This window comes from Mycobacterium sp. GA-1199, from assembly GCF_001500045.1.
Taxonomy (GTDB): domain Bacteria; phylum Actinomycetota; class Actinomycetes; order Mycobacteriales; family Mycobacteriaceae; genus Mycobacterium.
Genome location: NZ_LQIX01000001.1, coordinates 299,422 through 321,174, shown reverse-complemented (window position 1 = coordinate 321,174; position 21,753 = coordinate 299,422). Strand labels below are relative to the sequence as shown.

Annotated in this window: 21 protein-coding genes; 6 read left to right on the top strand and 15 right to left on the bottom strand. The window is 67.8% G+C overall.

What is annotated here, in order from left to right:
* Positions 1-40 precede the first annotated feature (40 nt).
* Entirely contained in the window at positions 41-2,035 is a 1,995-nt protein-coding gene (locus AU198_RS01560; RefSeq protein ID WP_064345694.1) for an SDR family oxidoreductase, read from the top strand.
* Between the two features lie 14 nt (positions 2,036-2,049).
* Positions 2,050-3,087 (top strand): nucleoside hydrolase, encoded by a 1,038-nt coding sequence (locus AU198_RS01555; RefSeq protein WP_064345693.1) that lies wholly within the window; start codon positions 2,050-2,052, stop codon positions 3,085-3,087.
* Here AU198_RS01555 and AU198_RS01550 read toward each other — a convergent pair.
* The 6 genes from AU198_RS01550 to AU198_RS01525 form a co-directional block, all read right to left on the bottom strand.
* Positions 3,080-3,310 (bottom strand): DUF6480 family protein, encoded by a 231-nt coding sequence (locus tag AU198_RS01550; RefSeq protein ID WP_064345692.1) that lies wholly within the window; start codon positions 3,308-3,310, stop codon positions 3,080-3,082. The genes AU198_RS01555 and AU198_RS01550 overlap by 8 nt on opposite strands.
* Before the next feature lie 30 nt (positions 3,311-3,340).
* Positions 3,341-4,906, bottom strand: coding sequence for a DNA polymerase Y family protein (locus AU198_RS01545; RefSeq protein WP_064346002.1), 1,566 nt, complete (start codon positions 4,904-4,906; stop codon positions 3,341-3,343).
* Positions 4,907-4,933: 27 nt separating this feature from the next.
* Positions 4,934-5,617, bottom strand: a complete 684-nt coding sequence (gene imuA' / locus AU198_RS01540) for a DnaE2-dependent mutagenesis accessory factor ImuA' (RefSeq protein WP_064346001.1) — start codon at positions 5,615-5,617, stop codon at positions 4,934-4,936.
* Between the two features lie 128 nt (positions 5,618-5,745).
* Positions 5,746-7,305 (bottom strand): glutamine-hydrolyzing GMP synthase, encoded by a 1,560-nt coding sequence (gene guaA, locus AU198_RS01535; protein WP_064345691.1) that lies wholly within the window; start codon positions 7,303-7,305, stop codon positions 5,746-5,748.
* Between the two features lie 28 nt (positions 7,306-7,333).
* Positions 7,334-7,741 carry a DUF2752 domain-containing protein gene (locus tag AU198_RS01530; RefSeq protein ID WP_064345690.1) on the bottom strand — a complete coding sequence of 136 codons (408 nt, stop codon included), beginning with the start codon at positions 7,739-7,741 and terminating at the stop codon, positions 7,334-7,336.
* Positions 7,741-8,061 carry a CD225/dispanin family protein gene (locus AU198_RS01525; protein WP_064345689.1) on the bottom strand — a complete coding sequence of 107 codons (321 nt, stop codon included), beginning with the start codon at positions 8,059-8,061 and terminating at the stop codon, positions 7,741-7,743. The genes AU198_RS01530 and AU198_RS01525 overlap by 1 nt, the downstream gene beginning before the upstream one ends.
* Positions 8,062-8,212: 151 nt before the next feature.
* Here AU198_RS01525 and AU198_RS01520 point away from each other — a divergent pair, with 151 nt between their 5' ends.
* Together AU198_RS01520 and AU198_RS01515 are read left to right on the top strand one after the other, a co-directional pair.
* Positions 8,213-8,965 (top strand): beta-phosphoglucomutase family hydrolase, encoded by a 753-nt coding sequence (locus tag AU198_RS01520; protein ID WP_231744535.1) that lies wholly within the window; start codon positions 8,213-8,215, stop codon positions 8,963-8,965.
* On the top strand, positions 8,962-11,319 hold the full coding sequence (locus AU198_RS01515) for a glycoside hydrolase family 65 protein (protein WP_064345687.1): 2,358 nt from the start codon (positions 8,962-8,964) through the stop codon (positions 11,317-11,319). Before AU198_RS01520 ends, AU198_RS01515 begins: the two co-directional genes overlap by 4 nt.
* A 10-nt stretch (positions 11,320-11,329) precedes the next feature.
* Here AU198_RS01515 and phoU read toward each other — a convergent pair whose 3' ends face one another.
* Genes phoU through guaB form a run of 5 tightly spaced genes read right to left on the bottom strand, consistent with a single transcriptional unit; the run spans position 11,330 to position 16,764 of the window.
* A complete protein-coding gene (gene phoU / locus AU198_RS01510) occupies positions 11,330-11,989 on the bottom strand; it encodes a phosphate signaling complex protein PhoU (RefSeq protein WP_064345686.1) in 660 nt (219 codons plus the stop codon).
* Between the two features lie 29 nt (positions 11,990-12,018).
* Positions 12,019-13,755 carry a GMC oxidoreductase gene (locus tag AU198_RS01505; protein ID WP_064345685.1) on the bottom strand — a complete coding sequence of 579 codons (1,737 nt, stop codon included), beginning with the start codon at positions 13,753-13,755 and terminating at the stop codon, positions 12,019-12,021.
* Positions 13,756-13,796: 41 nt separating this feature from the next.
* Positions 13,797-14,003 (bottom strand): zinc-ribbon domain-containing protein, encoded by a 207-nt coding sequence (locus tag AU198_RS01500; protein WP_064345684.1) that lies wholly within the window; start codon positions 14,001-14,003, stop codon positions 13,797-13,799.
* Positions 14,004-14,027: 24 nt separating this feature from the next.
* A complete protein-coding gene (locus AU198_RS01495; protein ID WP_197416007.1) occupies positions 14,028-15,155 on the bottom strand; it encodes a GuaB3 family IMP dehydrogenase-related protein in 1,128 nt (375 codons plus the stop codon).
* 55 nt (positions 15,156-15,210) lie between these two features.
* Entirely contained in the window at positions 15,211-16,764 is a 1,554-nt protein-coding gene (guaB, locus tag AU198_RS01490) for an IMP dehydrogenase (protein WP_064346000.1), read from the bottom strand.
* Positions 16,765-16,941: 177 nt separating this feature from the next.
* Between guaB and AU198_RS01485 the strand changes: the two genes are divergently transcribed.
* On the top strand, positions 16,942-17,346 hold the full coding sequence (locus tag AU198_RS01485; RefSeq protein WP_064345682.1) for a DUF5319 domain-containing protein: 405 nt from the start codon (positions 16,942-16,944) through the stop codon (positions 17,344-17,346).
* Here AU198_RS01485 and AU198_RS01480 read toward each other — a convergent pair whose 3' ends face one another.
* The 3 genes from AU198_RS01480 to AU198_RS01470 form a co-directional block, all read right to left on the bottom strand.
* Positions 17,347-18,483, bottom strand: coding sequence for an anti-sigma-D factor RsdA (locus tag AU198_RS01480; RefSeq protein WP_064345681.1), 1,137 nt, complete (start codon positions 18,481-18,483; stop codon positions 17,347-17,349).
* Positions 18,476-19,054 (bottom strand): sigma-70 family RNA polymerase sigma factor, encoded by a 579-nt coding sequence (locus AU198_RS01475; RefSeq protein WP_064345680.1) that lies wholly within the window; start codon positions 19,052-19,054, stop codon positions 18,476-18,478. The genes AU198_RS01480 and AU198_RS01475 overlap by 8 nt, the downstream gene beginning before the upstream one ends.
* 88 nt (positions 19,055-19,142) lie before the next feature.
* Positions 19,143-19,925 carry a hypothetical protein gene (locus AU198_RS01470; RefSeq protein ID WP_064345679.1) on the bottom strand — a complete coding sequence of 261 codons (783 nt, stop codon included), beginning with the start codon at positions 19,923-19,925 and terminating at the stop codon, positions 19,143-19,145.
* 367 nt (positions 19,926-20,292) lie between these two features.
* On the opposite strand from AU198_RS01470, the gene AU198_RS01465 reads away from it, so the two are divergent.
* Positions 20,293-20,583, top strand: coding sequence for a WhiB family transcriptional regulator (locus tag AU198_RS01465; protein ID WP_064345678.1), 291 nt, complete (start codon positions 20,293-20,295; stop codon positions 20,581-20,583).
* Positions 20,584-20,596: 13 nt separating this feature from the next.
* On the opposite strand, the gene AU198_RS01460 is transcribed toward AU198_RS01465, so the two are convergent.
* Positions 20,597-21,652 (bottom strand): 3-deoxy-7-phosphoheptulonate synthase, encoded by a 1,056-nt coding sequence (locus AU198_RS01460; RefSeq protein WP_064345677.1) that lies wholly within the window; start codon positions 21,650-21,652, stop codon positions 20,597-20,599.
* Positions 21,653-21,753 lie beyond the last annotated feature (101 nt).

Here is a 21,753-nt window from a genome sequence, read left to right as displayed (position 1 = left end):
TGCATTGACGTCTCGGCCGCGGCGGTCCACGATGGCTCGCATGCGCTATGTCGTTACCGGCGGTACCGGGTTCATCGGCCGACGGGTCGTGACGCGTTTGTTGGCCCGCAGCAGCGACGCCGAGGTGCTGGTGCTCGTCAGGCGCGCCTCGCTGTCGCGGTTCGAGCAATTGGCCACGACCTGGGGTGACCGGGCGAAACCCCTGGTCGGCGACCTCGGCGAACCGGACCTCGGACTCACGCCTGACGACCTCACCGACATCGGCGCCGTCGACCATGTCGTGCATTGCGGCGCGGTCTACAACATCACCGCCTCCGACGCCGACCAGCGCGCAGCCAACGTCGACGGGACCCGCGCGGTGGTCGACCTGACGTTGCGGCTCGACGCGACGCTGCACCATGTGTCGTCGATCGCGGTCGCAGGCACTTTCCGCGGTGAGTTCACCGAGGACGACTTCGACGTCGGCCAGGACCTGCCCACCCCGTATCACCGCACCAAGTTCGAGGCCGAGGAGATTGTCCGGAGCACCCCTGAGTTGCGGTACCGGGTCTACCGCCCCGCCGTCGTCGTCGGCGATTCGCGCACCGGCGAGATGGACAAGATCGACGGCCCGTACTACTTCTTCCCGATGCTCGCGAAGCTTGCCAAGCTGCCATCGATCACGCCGATCGCCCTTCCTGACACCGGCCAAACCAACCTCGTTCCAGTCGACTATGTGGCTGACGCGTCCGTCGCACTGATGCACCTGCCCGACCGTGACGGCCAAACCTTCCACCTCACGGCACCGAGAACGATTGGGCTGCGCGGCATCTACCGCGCCGTGACCAAGCCCGCCGGGCTTCCACCGCTGCGCGCCTCCTTGCCCCGTTCCACCGCCACGCCCCTGCTGAAGGCCACCGGCCGTGCCAAGGTGGTGCGCAACGTGGTTGCCGCCCAACTCGGACTGCCCGCCGAGATCCTCGACGTGGTCGGCCTGATGCCGACGTTCACCGCCGAACGGACCTCAGAAGCCTTGCGGGGCACGGGGATCGCGGTCCCTGAGTTTGCCGAGTACGCCCCGGCGCTGTGGCGCTATTGGGCCGACCATCTCGACCCCGACCGGGCACGGCGCGACGACCCGGCCGGTCCGCTCGTTGGCAAGCACGTGATCGTCACCGGCGCATCGAGCGGGATCGGCCGGGCTTCGGCCATCACGATCGCCGAACGCGGCGCGACCGTATTCGCGTTGGCGCGCAACGCCGATGCGCTCGACGACCTGGTCGCCGAGATCCGGGCCAGCGGCGGACAAGCCCACGCGTTCACCTGCGACGTCACCGACTCCACATCGGTCGAGAGCACCGTCAAGGACATCCTCGGCCGGTTCGACCACGTCGACTATCTGGTGAACAACGCCGGCCGCTCGATCCGTCGCTCGGTGATCGCCTCGACCGACCGGCTACACGACTACGAGCGCGTGATGGCGGTCAACTACTTCGGCGCGGTGCGGATGGTCCTTGCGCTGCTGCCGCATTGGCGCGAACGGCGGTTTGGCCACGTGGTCAACGTGTCGAGCGCCGGTGTGCAGGCGCGCAATCCGAAGTACAGCTCATACCTCCCGACGAAGGCTGCGCTCGACGCGTTCGCCGATGTGGTCGCGACCGAGACGCTGTCCGACCACATCACGTTCACCACGATCCACATGCCGTTGGTACGCACGCCGATGATCGTGCCGTCGCGCCGGCTCAACCCCGTGCCCCCGATCAGCGCCGAACACGCCGCGGCCATGGTGGTGCGCGGGCTGATCGAGAAGCCGGCGCGTATCGACACACCGCTGGGCACGCTCGCCGACTTCGGCAACTACCTCACGCCGAAGCTCTCCCGGCGGGTGCTTCACCAGCTTTACCTCGGATATCCCGATTCTGCTGCGGCCCGCGGCATGCCGAGTCCCGCGTCGACCGCGCGGACACCGCGTCGCCCGAAGAAGCCCACGCGGCCTCTGCGCGTCCCGCGGCCGGTGAAGTCCGCGGCGCGCCTCGTCCCGGGTGTGCACTGGTAGCTATCGTTGGCAAGGTGACCCAGCCTGTCTTCGTCGACGTGGACACCGGCGTCGACGATGCGATGGCCCTGGCCTACCTTTTCGCCAGCGACGATGCCGAGGTGGTCGGCATCGCATCAACGGCAGGAAACGTTCCGGTACAACAGGTTTGCTGCAACAACCTCGGCCTGTTGGACCTGTGCCGAATGCCCGACATTCCCGTGTCCAAAGGATCCGAGCAGCCCGTCAGCTCTCCGTTGCGCACCGCAGAGGACACCCACGGGCCCGAGGGGATGGGGTATGCACAGTTGCCCGCCTCCGAGCGGGAGCTCACCGAGTACGACGCCGCCGAGGCGTGGGTGCGCGCCGCCCACGAACATCCCGGTGAACTGGTCGCGATCGCCGTCGGCCCGCTGACCAACCTAGCGCTGGCACTTCGCGCCGAGCCCACCCTTCCCACGCTGCTACGCCGGCTGGTCATCATGGGCGGCGCGTTCGACTACCGCGGCAACACGACCCCGGTCGCCGAATGGAACATCAGCGTGGATCCGGAAGCCGCCGCCGAGGTGTTCACCGGATGGACGGCGGCGTGGGGAGCCAAGAAGCCCATCCACCTGCCAATTGTGTTGGGCCTGAACCTGACCGAACACATCGCGATGACGCCGGCCCTGTTGAACCGGCTCGCGGAGGAGGCCGGCACGGGATCGGTGGCGATGAGCGTGTCCGACGACCGCGGTACCCGATCGACGTCAGGCAATCCGCTGATCGCGGTGCTTCAGGACGCGATGCGGTTCTACTTCGAGTTCCATTTCGACCAGGGCGAGGGCTATCTGGCCCATCTGCACGATCCGCTGGCCGCTGCCGTGGCGCTGGACCCCGACCTCGTCACCTACCGGCCCACCACCGTCGACGTCGAGTTGACGGGCACGTTGACCCGCGGCATGACCATCGCCGATTGGAGCAACCGGTGGGGCCGGGAACCCAACGCGCTCATCGGTGTTGACGTCGACCCGGGAGCATTTTTCGACCGGTTCATTGCGCGCGTCGGTGCATTGGCCGCAAAGCTCAGCTGACGAACACCCCGATCACGACGGCCAGGAACAACAGCAGGAAAATCGCGATCGCGATGACGCTGACGACGGCTGTCGGTGTCCACCGGTGCCGCGGCCGCGACTCGACGGCGCCCACACCGGAGATCTGGTCGGAGTCGGGCGGCGTTGACCCCGGCGGCACTCCACCACCGGGTTCGAGGTCCGGCGTATTGGACGGTTCTGGATCGGGCGGTATGGCGGTCATCGACGATACGGGTACCCCCTCACGCGGTCGTCATTCATAAATCCCTTCGACGTACCACCGCCGCTGCCGGTAACACAGCAGCAAGGCCTGCCCCGGCCGGGCATCGCGCGAGGACCCGTCGTCGAGCAACACCTGTGCGCGGGCGGTGCGGCCGGCTTTGCGGCCTTCCGGATCCCACCACCGTTCGTCGACCGGCCACGGCCCCGCCCACCAAGCCAATCTGCCCGCCTTGACGGCCTTGCCCGGCGCGTCCAACCGCGCCGGGTCGGTGGAGAACAGGCCCCGGGCGGTCACCCGCACCGGACGGCCGTCGGCGTCGAACAACTCGACCGGATCGTCGAGCAGCACGGTCGGCGACGGTTCGGGTAGCTGGCCGGGCCACGGCTGATGCGGATCGGCCCGCGGCACCTGCTCATCCCCCAGCGGTGTGAACGTGATGCGCTCGGCCGGGCCCCGACCACCGCTGAGCACCGGAACCTGCACCGCCTCCGGTCCGAGCAGACCCTGCACGCGCACCAGCGCGCGGCGGGCGCGCAGGCGATCCTCCTCACCGACCTCGCCCCACAGCGGCAGCTGCAGCGCCTCGGCCGAGACCACCTCCACCGGGCGCAACCGGATCACCGTGATGGGTGCGGTGGGCCGGTCGTTGGGGTTGCGCCTGTTCAGCCAGCCGTCGAGCTGCCAACGCACCCGGTCGGCGGTGGCGTCCTCGGTCAGCGGTTCGGCGCAACGCCAAACGCGTTCCAGCTCTTCACCATTGGCGGTGCAGGCGCGGATGGCCAGCCGGGTGCACCCTACACCGGACGCGGCCAGGGTGCGGTGCAGGTCGGCGGCCAGCGACCGGCCGGCGAAAGCGGCGGCGTCCACCCGGTCGATCGGCGGATCACAGTCCATGACGGCGTCGAGTTCGGGATCGGGGGCCCGGCCGGACGGACCGCGGGTGGGCTCGCCGCGGGCGAATTGGTGTGCGGCCACCGCGTCGACCCCGAACCGCGAGGCCACGTCGCTGCGGGACAGCACGGCGAACTGCCCGATATTACGAATTCCCATGCGCCACAGCAGATCCACCAGGTCTTCCCGACCCGGGGCGGCCAGGCTGGGCTCGGTGGCCAACTGGCGGATCGACAGCGCCGACAGGAACAGCGCATCTTGTCCGGGCTCTACGATCCGCCCCGCCCGCGCGGCGAAGACCGCAGTCGGCAACTGGTCGGCGACCCCCACCTGACATTCGGCTCCGGCGGCGGCCACCGCGTCGACCAACCGCTCAGCGGCGGTTTGTTCGGATCCGAAGTAGCGGGCCGCGCCCCGGACCGGCAGCACCAGCAGGCCCGGCCGCAACACCTCGGCACGCGGCACCAAGTCGTCCACCGCGATCGTGACGTTTTCGAAGTGGCGGGCATCGCGCGCCGGATCGGCGGTGGCCACATGCAGTTCCGGGCACCGCGCTTGGGCTTCCCGGCGACGTAACCCGCGTCGCACTCCCGCCGATCGGGCCGAGGCCGAGCAGGCGATGACCCGATTGGCCAGCGTGACCGCGACCGGGGCGGTCGGCGGCAGGTCGGCCGCGGCCGCCGCTGCGACGGCCGGCCAGTCCATGCACCAGATGGCCAAAACGCGCGACACTCATCCGCCTACCGCGCGGACGGAACCGAACGACCGCCCCCAGGCCCGGGTGGCCAGCCGTACCCGGCTGATCCGGCCGAACCCCGGACGGCCCCGCCCGGTGATCTCATAGCCGCGCACCGCGGCCTCCAACCGGGCCGACGCACCCTGCCAGTCGCCACCGGCGACCAGCAGCGTGCAGCCCTTCTGGCGGGCCCGGGCCACCACCGCCCGCGCGCGGGTGGCCGGCACCGACCGGCCGCCCAGGCCGAGCACCACCAGATCCATACCGTCCATCAGCACGGCGGCGACCTCGACCGGATCGGCGCCCGGTTCGGGGATGACCGCGATCCGGCTCAGGTCGGCGCCCATCTCCACGGCCGCCAGCAGGCCGACGTCGGGTTGGCCCACGATCGCGGCGTGCCCGCCCTCCGCCGTCACCGCCGCGACCATGCTCAGTGGCAGCGACCGGGCACCCGAGACCACCGCCACCGTCCCGCGCGGCAACGGCGCCGGAAGCAGCCCATCCAGCGATTCGGGCATCGGCAGCAAAGTTTCCGAGGCCGGAAGCGCCTCGCTCGTCGGCAACGTTCCACGACGGCTGCCGCCCACCTTGCTGGATACCGCCGCAATCTTGCGACGCAGGTGTTCTACCTGCTCAGCGCGGGTAAGCTGACGCTGATCCAGGTTCACGGCAGCTGTCACAACAGCACCTCCGGCATCGTCTGTCACATCAGTTTTTCGAACGCTTGTTCGATACTCCGAGTAAACACCCACCCACCGACAGCGTCAAGCGGGTTCAGTCGGTCACAGGATGGAAAGCAGAGGGAGAACTACTCCCACTCGATGGTGCCGGGCGGTTTGCTCGTCACGTCCAGCACCACCCGGTTGACCTCGGCCACCTCGTTGGTGATGCGGGTCGAGATGCGTTCGAGGACTTCGTACGGCACGCGGGTCCAGTCGGCGGTCATCGCGTCCTCACTGGAAACCGGGCGCAGCACGATCGGATGTCCATAGGTTCGGCCATCACCCTGCACCCCCACCGAACGGATGTCGGCGAGCAGGACGACGGGACACTGCCAGATCTGGTTGTCGAGCCCGGCGGAGGTCAGCTCCTCACGAGCGATCGCATCGGCGCGACGCAGCGTCTCCAGCCGCGCGGCAGTGACCTCGCCGACGATCCGAATGCCCAGCCCCGGACCCGGAAACGGTTGGCGCGCAACGATTTCCTCGGGAAGACCGAGCTCGCGACCCACCGCACGGACCTCGTCCTTGAACAACAGCCTCAGCGGCTCGACCAGTGTGAACTTCAGGTCGTCTGGCAGGCCCCCGACGTTGTGGTGGCTCTTGATGTTCGCGGTGCCCGACCCTCCGCCAGACTCCACGACGTCGGGATACAGCGTGCCCTGCACCAGGAATTCGACGTCAGGCCCACCCCCCTCGACAAGGCCCCGCACCGCCCCTTCGAACGCCCGGATGAACTCCCGTCCGATGATCTTGCGCTTGCCCTCGGGGTTGGTCACCCCGGTCAACGCCTCGAGGAACCGGTCGGCGACGTCGACGGTGACCAGGTTGGCGTGCGTGGCGGCGACGAAGTCGCGCTGCACCTGGGCCCGCTCCCCAGCCCGCAGCAGGCCGTGGTCGACGAACACGCACGTCAACCGGTCGCCGATGGCCCGCTGCACCAGTGCCGCGGCGACCGCGGAGTCCACGCCGCCCGACAGTCCGCAGATGGCCCGCCCCTCACCGATCTGCTCGCGGACCTGTTCGACGAGCGCGTCGGCGATGTTGGCCGGCGTCCAGGTCGAGTCGATCCCCGCGAACTCGTGCAGGAAACGGCTCAGCACCTGCTGGCCGTGCGGGGTGTGCATCACCTCGGGGTGGTACTGCACGCCTGCCAACCGACGGCCGCGATGCTCGAACGCCGCGACCGGGGCACCGCTGCTGGCGGCCACCACCTCGAAGCCGTCGGGCGCCTCGGTCACCGCGTCGCCGTGACTCATCCACACCGGCTGGGTGGACGGCAGATCCGAATGAAGCTCTCCGCCAGTGACTTTCAGCTCTGTGCGACCGTACTCGCGGGTTCCGGTCCGCGCGACGGTGCCGCCGAGCACCTGCGCCATCGCCTGAAAGCCGTAGCAGATTCCGAACACCGGTACGTCGAGATCGAACAGTTCCGGGTTCAGTTGCGGGGCGCCGTCCTCATAGACACTGGCCGGCCCTCCGGAGAGCACGATGGCCTGCGGGTCGCGCGCCTTGATCTCCTCGACACTGGCGGTGTGCGGAATCACCTCCGAATACACCCGCGCCTCGCGGACCCGTCGGGCGATCAGCTGCGCATACTGCGCTCCGAAGTCGACAACCAGTACGGGCCGGGGAGATCCTGATGTCACTCGGTCAGTCTAGTTGGCGGCGACGACGTCACACGTGCAGCGCGGTGAACGGCTCAAACGGCAAGTTGCGCACAACGAACCACGCCATTGTCAGCACCAACGCCACCGGCGCCGACCACCGAAGGTGCTGCCAACTGCGCACCGGTCTGCCTGCCAAGGACCCGTAGAGCCAGCTCCCGTACGCCCACAGCAAGAAGGCCAACCCGAGCGCGCCGAGCGCGTTGAACCGGACCGCCGCGGCGACGTCGAGATGCAGCAGCGAGTAGATCATCCGCAGGCTCCCGCACCCGGGGCAGTCGATGCCGAGCAGCGCCTTGGTCGGGCAAACCGGGAGTATCCCGCCGGGAACGGTCGGATCCGCCAACCAGATCGCCGCGCACCCGCCCACCGCGGCGGTGGCGACCGCCAACGGCGCGGCGAGCGAGCGCACGTGCATCACATGTAGGCCAGTCCGCCGCCCGCCACCCCGATGATGAGATAGATGACGATGACGATCGCGCCGGCGATCGCGCCCCAGATCGCCCACTTCTTGGCATCATCGGACGCCTTCTGCGCCTGGGCGTACTGGCCCTGCGCCCACAACCCGTTCACCTTGGCGGCGTTGATGATCGACACGATGCCAAACGGTAAGCAGCACAACACCGTAACGAGGATGCCCCACACGAGGTTGCTGTCGGGCTGCTGTGCCGGGTAGCCACCGGGCGGTGGACCATAACCCTGCGGCGGTGGTGGCGGAGGCTGAGGCGGATAGGTCATGGGGTCCCTTTTCTCGAGTAGCACCCTGTCGAACCGACAAGCTCGCTCAATATAAGGCAATTGTTTGCTGAGTGCGTCGATTTCAAATCGCTGCAGTAGGTTCATCGGTGCGCAGGTATGTCTGCGCGCAATAACGGGAATGGGTGTCTTTGTGCCTGAAACCGAAAGACTGGGTCTACCTCCTGGGATTCGCGCCGCACTGTTCGATCTCGACGGCGTGTTGACCGACACCGCCAGCGTGCACAAGAAGGCGTGGAAGGCGATGTTCGACGACTTTCTGCGGGACCGCGCCGAGCGGACCGGCGAGCCGTTCACCCCGTTCGACATCGAGGCCGACTATCTGACCTACGTGGACGGGAAGAAGCGCGAAGACGGGGTGCGGTCGTTTCTGTCCAGCCGGGGCATCGAGTTGCCCGAAGGCGATCCCGACGATCGGCCACCGCAAGCGACGGTTCACGGGCTGGGTAACGCGAAGAACGACTTGTTCCAACAGATCCTGCGCACCGACGGCGTCGAGGTGTTCGAGGGCTCACGCCGCTATCTGGAGGCGGCCTCGGCAGCGGGCCTGGGCATCGCGGTGGTGTCGTCCAGCGCCAACACCCGCGAGGTGCTCGAAATGACTGGGCTTGCGCGTTTCGTCCAGCACCGGGTGGACGGTGTCGTGCTGCGTGAGGAGAACATCGCGGGAAAACCCGCACCCGATTCGTTTCTGCGCGCGGCGCAGCTCCTCGGCGTGAAGCCCGAAGAGGGCGCCGTGTACGAAGACGCACTCTCCGGGGTGGCGGCAGGACGGGCCGGAGGATTCGGCCTGGTGGTCGGCGTCGACCGGGTAGGCCACGCAGACGCGTTGCGGCACAACGGGGCTGACATCGTGGTCACCGACCTTGCGGAAATGCTCACATGAGCCTGCACGACGACATCTACCCCGTGGAACCGTGGCAGGTGCGGGAGCGATCCCTCGATCTCGACGTGCTCGCACAATCGGAGTCGTTGTTCGCGCTGTCGAACGGCCACATCGGCTTGCGTGGGAATCTCGACGAAGGCGAACCGCACGCCTTGCCCGGCACTTACCTCAATTCGTTTTACGAATGTCGCCCCCTTCCGTACGCCGAGGCGGGATACGGCTGGCCCGAGGACGGGCAGACAATCGTCAACGTCACCAACGGCAAGTTGATGCGCCTGCTGGTCGACGACGAACCGTTCGACGTGCGTTACGGGGAGCTGCTCGACCACGAACGCATTCTGGATTTTCGGGCCGGCACGCTCACACGAACCGCGTGCTGGCGTTCTCCGGCGGGCAAGAAGATCAAAGTCGCTTCCACGCGAATCGTTTCGCTTACGCAGCGCAGTGTCGCGGCCATCGAGTACATCGTCGAGGCGCATGACGAATTCGCCCGTGTCACGGTGCAATCGGAACTGGTGGCCAACGAGGAGTTGCCGCCGTCGACGAATGACCCGCGGGTATCGGCCGTCCTGGAAAGGCCGTTGGAGCCGGTGCAGCACGAGCACAGCGAACATGGCGCGATCCTGTTGCACCGCACCCGTGGGAGCAACCTGATGATGGCGGCGGCGATGGACCACGACATCGAGGTTCCCGGTCGTGTCGAGGTGGACACCGGCGCGGGGCACGACTGGGCCAACACGACGGTCATCTGCGGTCTTCGCCCCGGACAGCGGCTCCGCATCGTCAAGTACCTCGCCTACGGATGGTCCAGCCTGCGGTCGCGACCGGCACTGCGCGACCAGGCGGCGGCCGCGCTCAGCAGCGCGCGCTACACCGGCTGGCAGGGGTTGCTGGATGCCCAGCGGGCCTACCTCGACGATTTCTGGGACGGTGCGGACGTCGAGGTGGAGGGCGACCCCGACTGTCAGCAGGCGGTGCGGTTCGCCCTCTTCCACATCCTGCAGGCCAGCGCGCGCGCCGAGCGCCGGGCGATTCCCGGTAAGGGTCTGACCGGGACGGGCTATGACGGCCACGCGTTTTGGGACACCGAGGGTTTCGTCCTGCCGGTCCTGACCTACACCCATCCCTCGGCGGCGGCCGACGCGTTGCGCTGGCGCGCCTCGATTCTTCCGCTGGCCAAGGAGCGAGCGACGCTGCTGGACCTCGGCGGCGCCGCATACCCGTGGCGCACCATCCGCGGCGAGGAGTGCTCGGCCTACTGGCCGGCAGGGACCGCGGCCTTTCACGTCAACGCCGCCATCGCCATGGCGTTCGAGCGCTACCGCATTGTCACAGGCGACCATTCGCTGGAAGTCGAGTGCGGGCTCAAGGTCCTCATCGAGACCGCGCGGCTGTGGGCGTCGCTCGGTCATCACGATCGTCATGGGGTGTGGCACGTCGACGGGGTGACGGGCCCGGACGAGTACACGGCCATCGTGCGCGACAACGTATTCACCAACCTGATGGCGGCAGCCAATCTTCGGGCAGCTGCCGACGCGTGTGCGCGCAACGTCGACGCCGCCCAGGCGGCCGGCGTCACCACCGAAGAGATGGCTGCCTGGCGCCACGCCGCCGACGCTGTCCACATCCCGTTCGACGAAGAACTGGGCGTGCATCCGCAGTGCGAGGGTTTCACGACGCTGCGCGAGTGGGACTTCACCGCCAACACGGTCTACCCCCTGCTGATGCACGAACCCTACGTCCGGCTCTACCCGGCCCAGGTGATCAAACAGGCGGACCTGGTATTGGCGATGCATTGGCAGGGCCATGCGTTCACCGCAGAACAAAAGGCCCACAACGTCGACTACTACGAACGGCGCACCACTCGGGATTCGTCGCTGTCGGCGTGTACGCAGGCGGTGATGTGCGCAGACGTCGGTCATCTCGAGCTCGCCCACGACTACGCCTACGAGGCGGCGATGATCGACCTGCGCGATCTCCACCACAACACCCGCGACGGCCTGCACATGGCATCGCTCGGCGGCGCGTGGGCGGCGATGGTGGCGGGATTTGGCGGGCTACGTGACGACGAAGGGGTGCTCGAACTCAACCCGCGGCTTCCCGACGGGATCTCTCGACTCCGATTCCGGTTGCGATGGAGGAACTTTCGTCTCACAGTCGATGCCGATCACGACGAGGTCACCTATACGCTGCGCGACGGCCCGCAGGGCGAGCTGTTGATCCGCCACGCCGGCGAGGACCTGCAGCTGGAATCACGGCAACCCACGACCGTTCCGGTCAACCACTGCCGGCCGCTGCTGCCGACTCCTGCGCAGCCGCCCGGGCGGGAGCCGTTGCGTCGGCGACCGACCTAGCCGGTGCGCTTCATGCCATCTGTTTGTGACCTGGCAGCCCGCCGGTCGCCTCGAACACCACGCGCTTGCCGATCTCGACGGCGTGGTCGGCGAACCGTTCGTAGTAGCGGCCGAGCAGCGCGACGTCGACGGCCGAACACACCCCGTCCTGCCACTTGTGGTCGATCAGCAGCGTGAACAGGTGCCGGTGCTCGGCGTCGACGGCGTCGTCCTCGTCGCGCAGCCGAGCGGCCTTGTCCGGGTCCCGCGACAGCAGCACCTCCTGCGCCGTCTTCGCCAGCTGCACCGCGCGCGAACCCATTTCGGCGAAGCTCGCGCGTACGTCGGACGGCAGCGCGCAATCGGGGTGGCGCAACCGCGAGATGCCGGCCACGTGGGCCGCCAGCGCACCCATCCGGTCGATGTCCGCGGCGATGTGAATGGAGCCGACCACGGTGCGCAGGTCACTGGCGACGGGCTGTTGCAGCGCAAGAATCCGCAGCGCGGCCTCCTCGGCCCGCCGGTTGAGCGCGATGATGTGCTCATGGTCGGCGATGACCTGCTCCGCGAGCGAGAGATCCGCATCGAGCAGGGCCTGCGTAGCGCGCTCGAGCGCGCTGACCGCCAGCCCGCACATGTCGCCGAGCTGAGCACTCAGCGCGGCCAATTGCTCCTGATACGCGGTCCGCACCGGCTTTAGTTACCCGGATCGGTCGATTCTCAACCGGCCGAGGTGACCGGTTGGATCGGCAACCAGCGCAGCGCCGCCGGCGCATGGGCCGGAACGACGGGGTTCTGCGGCGCAACCGGTTCCAACCGACGGTACGGCTGCCCCTGCTCCGGTCGCAGGTCCTGCTCACCCTTGTTCGGCCACAGCGACGCCGCGCGTTCGGCCTGGGCGGTGATCGAAAGTGACGGATTCACACCGAGATTCGCCGAGATCGACGCACCGTCGTGCACCGAGAGCGTCGGATAGCCGTACACCCGGTGATACGGGTCGATGACACCGTGCTGCGGATCGTCGCCGATGGCGGCGCCGCCGAGGAAGTGCGCGGTGAGCGGGATGTTGAACAACTCGCCCCAGGTGCCGCCCGCGACGCCGTCGATCTTCTCGGCGATTCGGCGGGTGACCCGATTGCCGACCGGGATCCACGTGGGGTTGGGCGCCCCGTGGCCCTGTTTGCTCAGATAGCGCCTGATCCCCAGTTTGTTTCGCTTGGTGAACGTGGTGATCGAATTGTCGAGGTGCTGCATGACCAGAGCGATCAACGTGCGTTCGCTCCACCGCCGGACGTTGAGCAACCGGATGGTGCCGCGAGGATCCTTGCGCGCGTTGATGAACAGCTGTTTCCACCGCGGCGTGTCCGAGCCTTCGGGTCCGTCACCGTCGGTCATCAGCGTCTGCAACAGGCCCATGGCGTTGGAGCCCTTGCCGTAGCGCACGGGCTCGATGTGGGTGTCCGAGGTGGGGTGGAACGACGAGGTGATCGCCACCCCGTGCGTCAGGTTCAGGTCGTCGGACACCTCGAAACGTCCAGCGCCGACGATGGATTCGGAGTTGGTGCGGGTCAGCACACCGAGCTTGTCGGACAGGTTGGGCAGCTTGCCCTTGTCGCGCATCTTGAACAGCAGCCGCTGCGTGCCCCAGGTGCCGGCCGCCAGCACCAAGTGCGATGCGGTGAAGGTGCGCTTCTGCTTGCGGACCCAGCGACCTGTCCGGACGGTGTGCACATTCCACAGCCCGTCGGGACGCTGCTCGAAACCGGTCACCGTGGTCATCGGGTGGATCTCTGTCCCGAACTTCTCGGCCAGGTACAGATAGTTCTTGACCAGCGTGTTCTTCGCGTTGTGCCGGCAGCCGGTCATACATTCGCCCACCTCGATGCATCCCCTGCGCGCGGGCCCGGCACCGCCGAAGTACGGATCGGGCACGGTTTCGCCGGGCGCTTTGGTGCCGTCGGGGCCGAAGAAGACGCCGACGGGCGTCGGCACGAACGTATCGCCGACGCCCATCTCCTCGGCGACCTCCTTGACCACGCGGTCGGCGTCGGTGAACGTCGGGTTGGTGACGACGCCGAGCATGCGCTGCGCCTGGTCGTAGTGCGGCATCAGCTCCGCGCGCCAGTCGGTGATGTTCTTCCACTGCGGGTCGTTGAAGAACGGGTCCGGCGGTACGTAGAGCGTGTTGGCGTAGTTGAGCGATCCGCCCCCGACGCCCGCACCGGCCAAGATCATCACGTTGCGCAGCAGGTGGATTCGCTGGATGCCGTACATGCCGAGTTGCGGCGCCCACAGGAACTTGCGCAGATTCCACGAGGTCTTGGCGAAGTCCTCGTCGGCGAAGCGCCTGCCGGCTTCGAGCACCCCGACGCGGTAGCCCTTTTCGGTGAGCCGCAGCGCCGTGACGCTGCCGCCGAACCCCGAACCGATCACCAGGACGTCGTAGTCAGGTTTCATGCGTCCAGTATGGCGTTACCGAGGGGTAACTTCCTAGCCGATCAGATCGCGACGGCGGTACCGCAGATGCCGCAGACCTCGAATTGGCGACGGTTCCAGCGCGCCACCGGGATGAAGAACAGCGAGAACTGCTTGAACTCGCGGACCCGCGACCATTGCGTGGTGTTGTGACAGCGTGGGCAGGTTCTGACCTCTCCCGCACCGAGGTGCTTCTGCTTGGTGCCGTAACTGAAGAGGAAGAAGAACACCTCGTCCAGCGTAGGCGCAAAAACTCAGCTCCCTACCGTCAGGCCGACCTTCTGGAATTCCTTGAGATCGCAGTACCCGGCCTTGGCCATCGAACGTCGCAGCCCACCGACCAGGTTCAGCGAGCCGAACGGATCGTCCGACGGTCCGGTCAGCACCTGCTCCAGCGACGGGCGTTCACCCATCGCGACCTGCAGCAACGCGCCCCGCGGCAGCGACGGATGCGCGGCGGCGGCGGGCCAGTACCAGCCCTCGCCCAGCGCTTCGGCCGACGTGGCCAGCGGCGTTCCGAGCACCACCGCATCGGCGCCGCAGGCGATGGCTTTGGCCAGATCACCGGAGGTGTGCATGTCGCCGTCGGCCAGGACGTGGACGTAGCGCCCGCCGGTCTCGTCGAGGTACTCGCGGCGTGCGGCGGCGGCGTCGGCGATCGCGGTGGCCATCGGAACGCTGATCCCGAGAACCTCGTCGCTGGTGGTGACACCGCTGGTCGAGCCGTAGCCGACGATGACGCCGGCCGCACCGGTCCTCATCAGGTGCAGCGCGGTGCGGTGGTCGAGGACGCCGCCCGCCACCACGGGCACGTCGAGTTCGGAGATGAAGGTCTTGAGGTTCAGCGGTTCACCGTCCGAGGCCACCCGCTCGGCGGAGATGATCGTGCCCAGGATGACGAGCAGGTCGATCCCCGCGGCGAGCAGTGTCGGCGTCAATGCGCGGGCGTTCTGCGGGCTGACCCGCACCGCCGTCGTCACACCGGCCTCGCGGATGCGGGCCACGGAGGCGCCCAGTAGATCCGGGTCCAGCGGGGCGGCGTGGAACTGCTGTAGAAGCCGGATCGCGGCCGACGGTTCCAGCTCTTTTTCGGCCGCCTCGATCACCTGCGCGATCTTGGCTTCGACATCCGCGTGCCGACCGATCAGCCCCTCGCCGTTGAGCACACCGAGCCCGCCCAGCCGACTCATCTCGATGGCGAACTCCGGGGACACCAGCGCGTCGGTGGGGTGGGCCACCACCGGGATCTCGAACCGGTAGGCGTCCAGCTGCCAGGCCGTCGAAACGTCCTGCGACGACCGGGTGCGCCGCGACGGCACGATGTTGACGTCGTCGAGTTCGTAGGTGCGGCGGGCGGTTCTGCCCATGCCGAGCTCAACCATGTCTCGCATGGCCAGTTTCTCCTGTCAGTACGTTCTGTCCTCGCGCAAGCGCTCGTCAGCGGGTGTAGTAGTTCGGCGCCTCGACCGTCATGGTGATGTCGTGCGGGTGGCTCTCCTTGAGACCCGCCGCAGTGATCTGAACGAACTGGGCCAGCTGCAACTGCTCGATCGTCGCCGACCCGGTGTACCCCATCGCCGCGCGCAGCCCGCCGGTGAGTTGGTGGATCACCGTCGCCAGCGGACCGCGGAACGGCACCCGGCCTTCGATCCCCTCGGGCACGAGCTTGTCCTCGCTGAGCACGTCGTCCTGGAAGTAGCGGTCCTTGGAGTAGGACCCGCGCAACGCCCCCGCAGCGCCGCGGCCCTGCATGGCGCCGAGCGACCCCATACCGCGATAGCTCTTGAACTGCTTGCCGTTGACGAAGATCAACTCGCCGGGCGACTCGGCGGTGCCCGCGAGCAGCGAACCCAGCATCGTCGTCGACGCGCCGGCGGCCAGGGCCTTGGCGATGTCGCCGGAATACTGCAGTCCACCGTCGGCGATGACCGGCACACCCGACGGTGCGCAGGCCGCGACGGCTTCCATGATCGCGGTGATCTGCGGCGCGCCGACGCCGGCCACCACGCGGGTGGTGCAGATCGAACCGGGCCCCACTCCGACCTTCACCGCGTCGGCACCGGCCTGCACCAGCGCGGCCGCCGCGGCACGTGTGGCGACGTTGCCGCCGATCACCTCGACCCGGTCGCCGACGGCGGCCTTGACCCGGCTCACCATGTCCAGCACACCGCGGTTGTGCGCGTGCGCGGTGTCCACCACCAGCACGTCGACACCCGCGTCCACCAGCGTCATCGCCCGCGTCCAGGCGTCGTCGCCGACACCGACGGCAGCCCCGACGAGCAGCCTGCCGTCCTTGTCCTTGGTCGACAACGGGAACTGTTCGGTCTTGACGAAGTCCTTGACGGTGATCAACCCGGTGAGCTTGCCGTGTCCGTCGACGATGGGGAGCTTCTCGATCTTGTTGCGGCGCAACAGACCTAGCGCCGCCTCCGCCGAAACGCCCTCGCGGGCGGTGATGAGCGGGGCCTTGGTCATGACCTCGGAGACCGGCTTGGACTGGTCCACCTCGAAGCGCATGTCGCGGTTGGTGATGATGCCGACCAGCTCGCCGGTGTCGTCGACGACGGGCAACCCGGAGATCCGGAACCGCGCGCACATCGCGTCGACCTCGGCCAGCGTGTTGTCCGGCGAGCAGGTGACCGGGTCGGTGACCATCCCCGCCTCGGAACGTTTGACCGTCTCGACCTGACCGGCCTGCTCGGCCACCGGAAGGTTGCGGTGCAGCACGCCCATGCCCCCGGCCCGGGCCATCGCGATCGCCATGCGCGACTCGGTGACGGTGTCCATCGCGGAACTCACCAGCGGCACCTTGAGGCGGATCTTCCTCGTCAACTGGCTCGAGGTGTCGGCGGTCGCGGGTACCACGTCGGAGGCGGCGGGCAGCAGAAGCACGTCGTCGAAGGTCAGGCCGAGCATGGCGACTTTCGTCGGGTCATCCCCGCCGGTGGGCACCGGCACCGCGATGGGGATGCTGCTTTCGGCGATCGACATGGCGGGGGCCTCCAGATACAAACGCAGCCGAACACTGTCGTCGAGCTGAGAAACCATCCTATCGGCTGTGGGCCGGCATCCCGGTCTCACGTGCCATGACGCACATAACTATTCATAGGTCGACGACGTGGGCGCGACGGCTAGCGTTATCCCCGCTCCGCTGCGTAGTGTGGACTCGTGCGTGACCACCTGCCCCCGGGTTTGCCACCGGACCCGTTCGCCGATGACCCGTGCGACCCTTCGGCTGCCCTCGACGCGCTCGAGCCAGGCCAGCCGCTGGACCCGCAGGAGCGGACGGCGGTCGAGGCCGATCTCGCCGATCTGGCGGTGTACGAGGCGCTTCTGGCGCACAGGGGCATCCGCGGACTGGTCGTGTGCTGTGACGAATGCCAGCAGGATCACTATCACGACTGGGACATGCTGCGCGCCAACCTGCTGCAACTGCTGGTCGATGGCACGGTGCGCCCGCACGAGCCGGCCTATGATCCCGAACCCGATGCCTACGTGACGTGGGATTACTGCCGCGGCTACGCCGACGCCTCCCTCAACGAGGCGACGTCGGAGTCCGACGGCTACCGCTGACTAGCTGGGATCCTCGACTGCGTCCGGCACGGTCACCGTCGTGACGGCCGTCCTCGGTGCCGGTGCCTCCACAGTTGGTTGCTGCGACGTCGGCGCGGCCGACGGCAACTCATCCTCCTGCTGCTCGAACACCGACGGTGGAGACGACGGTGTCGGAAGCTGAACTCGAGTGCTCGGAGTCGGTAGCGGCGCATCCGCCGTCGCGGTCGGCTGCGCTGTCGGCGTCGGTTGCGCCGTCGGTGTGGGCAGCGCAGTCGGCGAGTCCGGAACCCTCGTCGGTTGCGGGGTGGCGCTCACTGTCGGCAACGGGGTGCCCGGCAGAGCCGTCGTCGACGGTGATGGTGTCGGCGAGTCCGAGGGCGAGGGTGCCCCGGATGGTGACGTGGACGGAGGCGTCGGTGACGTCGACGGTGTGGTCGGCGCGGACGTCTCAGAGGTGTCCGTCGGCGCAGTGGTCTCCGATGAGGTCGCGCCGTCACTGGGGGTGAGCACGACGACCTCGGGGAAGGTCGGCGGCGGCGCATTCGGGGGCAGGGTCGCCGCCGCGTCCTGGGACTCGACCTTGACCGTCAGCTCCTGCCACTGCGTGACCAACTCTTCTTTGCGCACGGTGTCGTTCACGGTCGCCACGGTCGTCGTCAGCGTCTCGAGCTTGTCCTGGGCCGCTTGCCACTGACCCTGATCGATCAGCTGCTGCACCTCGGCCATCTGCGTCTGCGCGGCCAGCACGACCGCGTCGTCGCGGGTGTCCTGTTGCTCGCCGAAGAGCATGGTGCGCAGGCCGTAGAGCGAGTCGCCCGGCCCGGAGCCGGCGACCACCGCACCGAAGCCGCCGATGCACAACACCGCGGCCGCGGCGGACCCCACGACCGCCAGGGACGTGCGCGTGCGGCGGCGCGATGCCGCGGCCCGGTCGAGCGCCAGCACCGCGTCGCGCGGCGTGACCGTTGCGGTCAGAGGTGCATCACGGACCTCGTCGCGCCAGCCCGCCAGCAGCTGAGCAAGTTCGGCCTCACTGGGATCAGTCGAGTACACCGGCTGCTGGGTGGCCAGCGCATCGAGGAACCGGTCGGTGCGGTTGACCTCGTTGAGCGAGGGGTCTCCCCCGTTGGATGTCCAGCGTCCGAAGTCAGGCATAGTCACGCCCCGTCGCCACGATTTCGGACTTCAGTCGCGCCAGCGCGCGGTGCTGCGCGACGCGGACGGCGCCGGGCGTGCTGCCGACGGCCTCTGCGGTCTCCTCGGCGCTCATTCCGACGACGATGCGCAGGATCAGGATCTCGCGCTGCTTCTCGGGCAGCACCTCCAAAAGCTTCTTCATCCGCGCCGACGCCTCGGCGTCGAGTGCCATCTGCTCGGGTCCGGCGTCCAGCGAGAACCGCTCCGGCACGACATCGGTCGGGTCGGATCGATTCCTGGCTGCTGCGCGATGCGCGTCAGCAACCTTGTGGGCGGCAATGCCGTACACGAAGGCCAGGAACGGTCGTCCCTGATCCTTGTAACGCGGCAGCGCCGTGATGGCGGCCAAGCAAACCTCCTGCGCAACGTCGTCGGCTGAGAGGCCACTGCGCTCTGTCGCCCCCACCCTCGCCCGGCAGTACCGAACAACGATCGGACGAATGGTCTCCAGCACCTCCCGGAGCGCGTCCCGGTTTCCTGCCACAGCCTCAGCAACGACAGCATCGAGACGTTCTCCCGAAAATGTCATCGTGGGCGATCTCTCCAACGTTACGAACAGGACCGGATCCGGTAGGCCGGTCAGCTAAACAATAACTTTCACTTCCGTGTGGACCCGGTTACCGCACCGACCACACACCGCCCCGCCGACGCACTGTATCGGCACAACCACCGCGGATCGCCACCATGTCGAGGGTCGGATGCGCGGCGCTGCCGATATCGGCCAGCAAGCAGGCCAACGCCCATTGCAGCGGAACCATTCCAAAGCGCCGCGTTTCGTCGAACGCCGCGTCGGCCACCGATCGGGCGGCGGTCAGGTCGCCCGCGCTGCACAACGCGGCGGCGAGCACAACCGACGACTTCACCCCGTGGCGGACCGAACCGAAGGCCGCGGCATCGTCGACGGCGCGTTTCGCGTGCCCGACCGCGGCCTCGCCCCAGCCGCGCGCCATCGCCAGTTCGGCCGACACCCAACCCAGCCGAACCCGCAGCCTCGGCGACGCCGTATCAGCCATCAGGTCGGCGGCACGGCCCAGCGCCCGCGCCGACGCCTCGAACCGGCCGACTCCCAACGCGTCGGCGGCCAGACCGATCAACGCATCCGCGGCCGCTTCGGTATCCGATCCTGCCAACGCCAGCGCCCACCCGTCCCATCGCCGCGCCTTGGCGTGCCACCCGAGCTGACGCAGAAACGACGCCTCGGTGCTGTGGGCCAACGACCGCTCGGGTCCGGCGCACCGGACCAGTGACGCCAGGTCGACGCGAGCGCTGGCATAGCGGCCCTGCCCGCCGGCGGCGACGGCGCGCAACCACAACTCGTGTGGGGTGGCGGCGACGGGCAACGGCCAACGGCCGGGGTCGCCACCGAATGCGGCTCTGGCCAGAGCGGTCTCTGCGGACATCGAGTGGCGACCGTATCAATTGCGGCGAGGTATTGGTTAACAGTTGGTGGTCACAATGTTACTTGCATGTAAGCGGGCGGAATTTGCTCACGAACGACTATTTGACGCGAACTGGAAGAATGCGTCCATCGGTTCACCGCTTGGGCCCGAGTAGCACCGTTCTCGTTGCCTGTGCGTCGCAATGATGAACGTGAGGTAAATTCTTGGCCTGCGGTTATGTCAATAAGCACATGTGCGAGCTATTGACGAGATTTCGTGAGCGCCCATACTTTGTCTCCACGAGTGGTCATCGGCGACCTGAGCTCGAATCGGTTTGAACTCACTCATCCGTTCGTTTCCGAAATGGGTGTGCAGAGAGGGGTTTCCAATGCCACAACCGCAGCAACTGCCCGGACCCAACGCCGACATTTGGGATTGGCAGATGGCCGGGCTCTGTCGAGGCGTCGATTCCTCCATGTTCTTTCACCCCGACGGTGAACGCGGCCGCGCCCGCGCGCAACGCGAGATGCGCGCCAAGGAAATGTGCCGCAAGTGCCCGGTGGTCGCACAGTGCCGCGCACACGCCCTCGCCGTCGGCGAGCCCTACGGCATCTGGGGCGGGCTGTCCGAGTCCGAGCGCGAGCTTTTGCTCAAACGCGGCATCCGGCGCGCCTCGTGACGGCTGCGGGCACCTACCCGCGGTCGGCGAGCGTGTGCAGCACCGAATCGGTTGTCGGCCAGTCCATGCACTTGTCGGTCACCGACTGCCCGTAGGTCAGGGGACGGGATTCGGGGGCCTGCGCACCGGCGACGAGGAAGCTCTCGAGCATCACCCCGCTGACCGGTAAACCGTAGCGCACCAGCTGCGCCACCTCCGCGGCAACCTGCGCCTGCCGGACATGATCCTTCCCGGAATTGGCGTGGCTGCAGTCGATTACGACGCGCCCGGGCAGTCCGGCCGCGGTCAGCTTGGCTGCTGTCGTCTGGATGGCTTCGGCGTCGCAGTTCGGCCCGTGGGTGCCACCACGCAGGATGACGTGACAGTCCTCGTTGCCCGCGGTGTTGACCAACGCGCCGCGGCCGAGATCGTCCATGCCGAAGAAGACATGCGGCGCGGCGGCGGCCTTGACCCCGTCGACGGCGACCTGGATGTTGCCGTCGGTGCCGTTCTTGAAGCCGACGGGCATCGACAACCCGGATGCCAGTTGACGGTGCACCTGGGATTCGGTGGTCCTGGCGCCGATCGCACCCCATGCGACGGCGTCGGCGATGTACTGCGGGCTCGTCGGTTCGAGGAACTCGCATCCGACCGGCAAGCCGATGTCGACGATGTCGAGCAGCAGGTGGCGCGCGATGCGCAGCCCGCGCGCGACGTCGAAGGTGCCGTCCATGCCCGGATCGTTGATCAGGCCCTTCCACCCGATCGTGGTGCGCGGCTTCTCGAAGTAGACCCGCATCACGATCTTGAGGCGATCGCTGAGTTCGTCGGCCACCTTGGCCAGGCGGCTGGCGTAGTCGAGCGCCGCCGACGGGTCGTGCACCGAGCACGGTCCCACGACCACCAGCAGCCGATCGTCGCGGCCCGCAAGGATGTCGGCGATCTCCTCCCGGTCACGCACCACTCGCTCTGCACGCCGGGCGCCCAGCGGGAACTCGGTGAGCACCTCGTGCGGGCTGGGGATCTCGCTGAAACCGCGGACCCGCCGGTCCGAGGTGGCGGGCGGGGTGGCGGTCTGCGCCAGGTTCATGTTCGGGTGCCTTTCTCAGATTTTGTCGGCGCCCGGTGAAAGCCCCGGGCCCTTGAATGACGAAAGGCAGCGACCTGGTGGTCACTGCCTGGGCTCCGGGT

What these genes read in the sequence shown, in the direction of transcription:
- AU198_RS01560 (WP_064345694.1), top strand. Translation starts at nt 41, where the DNA reads ATGCGCTATGTCGTTACCGGCGGTACCGGGTTCATCGGCCGACGGGTC.
- AU198_RS01550 (WP_064345692.1), bottom strand. Translation starts at nt 3,310, where the DNA reads ATGACCGCCATACCGCCCGATCCAGAACCGTCCAATACGCCGGACCTC.
- AU198_RS01545 (WP_064346002.1), bottom strand. Translation starts at nt 4,906, where the DNA reads ATGGACTGGCCGGCCGTCGCAGCGGCGGCCGCGGCCGACCTGCCGCCG.
- AU198_RS01530 (WP_064345690.1), bottom strand. Translation starts at nt 7,741, where the DNA reads ATGCACGTGCGCTCGCTCGCCGCGCCGTTGGCGGTCGCCACCGCCGCG.
- AU198_RS01525 (WP_064345689.1), bottom strand. Translation starts at nt 8,061, where the DNA reads ATGACCTATCCGCCTCAGCCTCCGCCACCACCGCCGCAGGGTTATGGT.
- AU198_RS01515 (WP_064345687.1), top strand. Translation starts at nt 8,962, where the DNA reads ATGAGCCTGCACGACGACATCTACCCCGTGGAACCGTGGCAGGTGCGG.
- AU198_RS01505 (WP_064345685.1), bottom strand. Translation starts at nt 13,755, where the DNA reads ATGAAACCTGACTACGACGTCCTGGTGATCGGTTCGGGGTTCGGCGGC.
- AU198_RS01495 (WP_197416007.1), bottom strand. Translation starts at nt 15,155, where the DNA reads ATGGTTGAGCTCGGCATGGGCAGAACCGCCCGCCGCACCTACGAACTC.
- guaB (WP_064346000.1), bottom strand. Translation starts at nt 16,764, where the DNA reads ATGTCGATCGCCGAAAGCAGCATCCCCATCGCGGTGCCGGTGCCCACC.
- AU198_RS01480 (WP_064345681.1), bottom strand. Translation starts at nt 18,483, where the DNA reads ATGCCTGACTTCGGACGCTGGACATCCAACGGGGGAGACCCCTCGCTC.
- AU198_RS01475 (WP_064345680.1), bottom strand. Translation starts at nt 19,054, where the DNA reads ATGACATTTTCGGGAGAACGTCTCGATGCTGTCGTTGCTGAGGCTGTG.
- AU198_RS01470 (WP_064345679.1), bottom strand. Translation starts at nt 19,925, where the DNA reads ATGTCCGCAGAGACCGCTCTGGCCAGAGCCGCATTCGGTGGCGACCCC.
- AU198_RS01465 (WP_064345678.1), top strand. Translation starts at nt 20,293, where the DNA reads ATGCCACAACCGCAGCAACTGCCCGGACCCAACGCCGACATTTGGGAT.
- AU198_RS01460 (WP_064345677.1), bottom strand. Translation starts at nt 21,652, where the DNA reads ATGAACCTGGCGCAGACCGCCACCCCGCCCGCCACCTCGGACCGGCGG.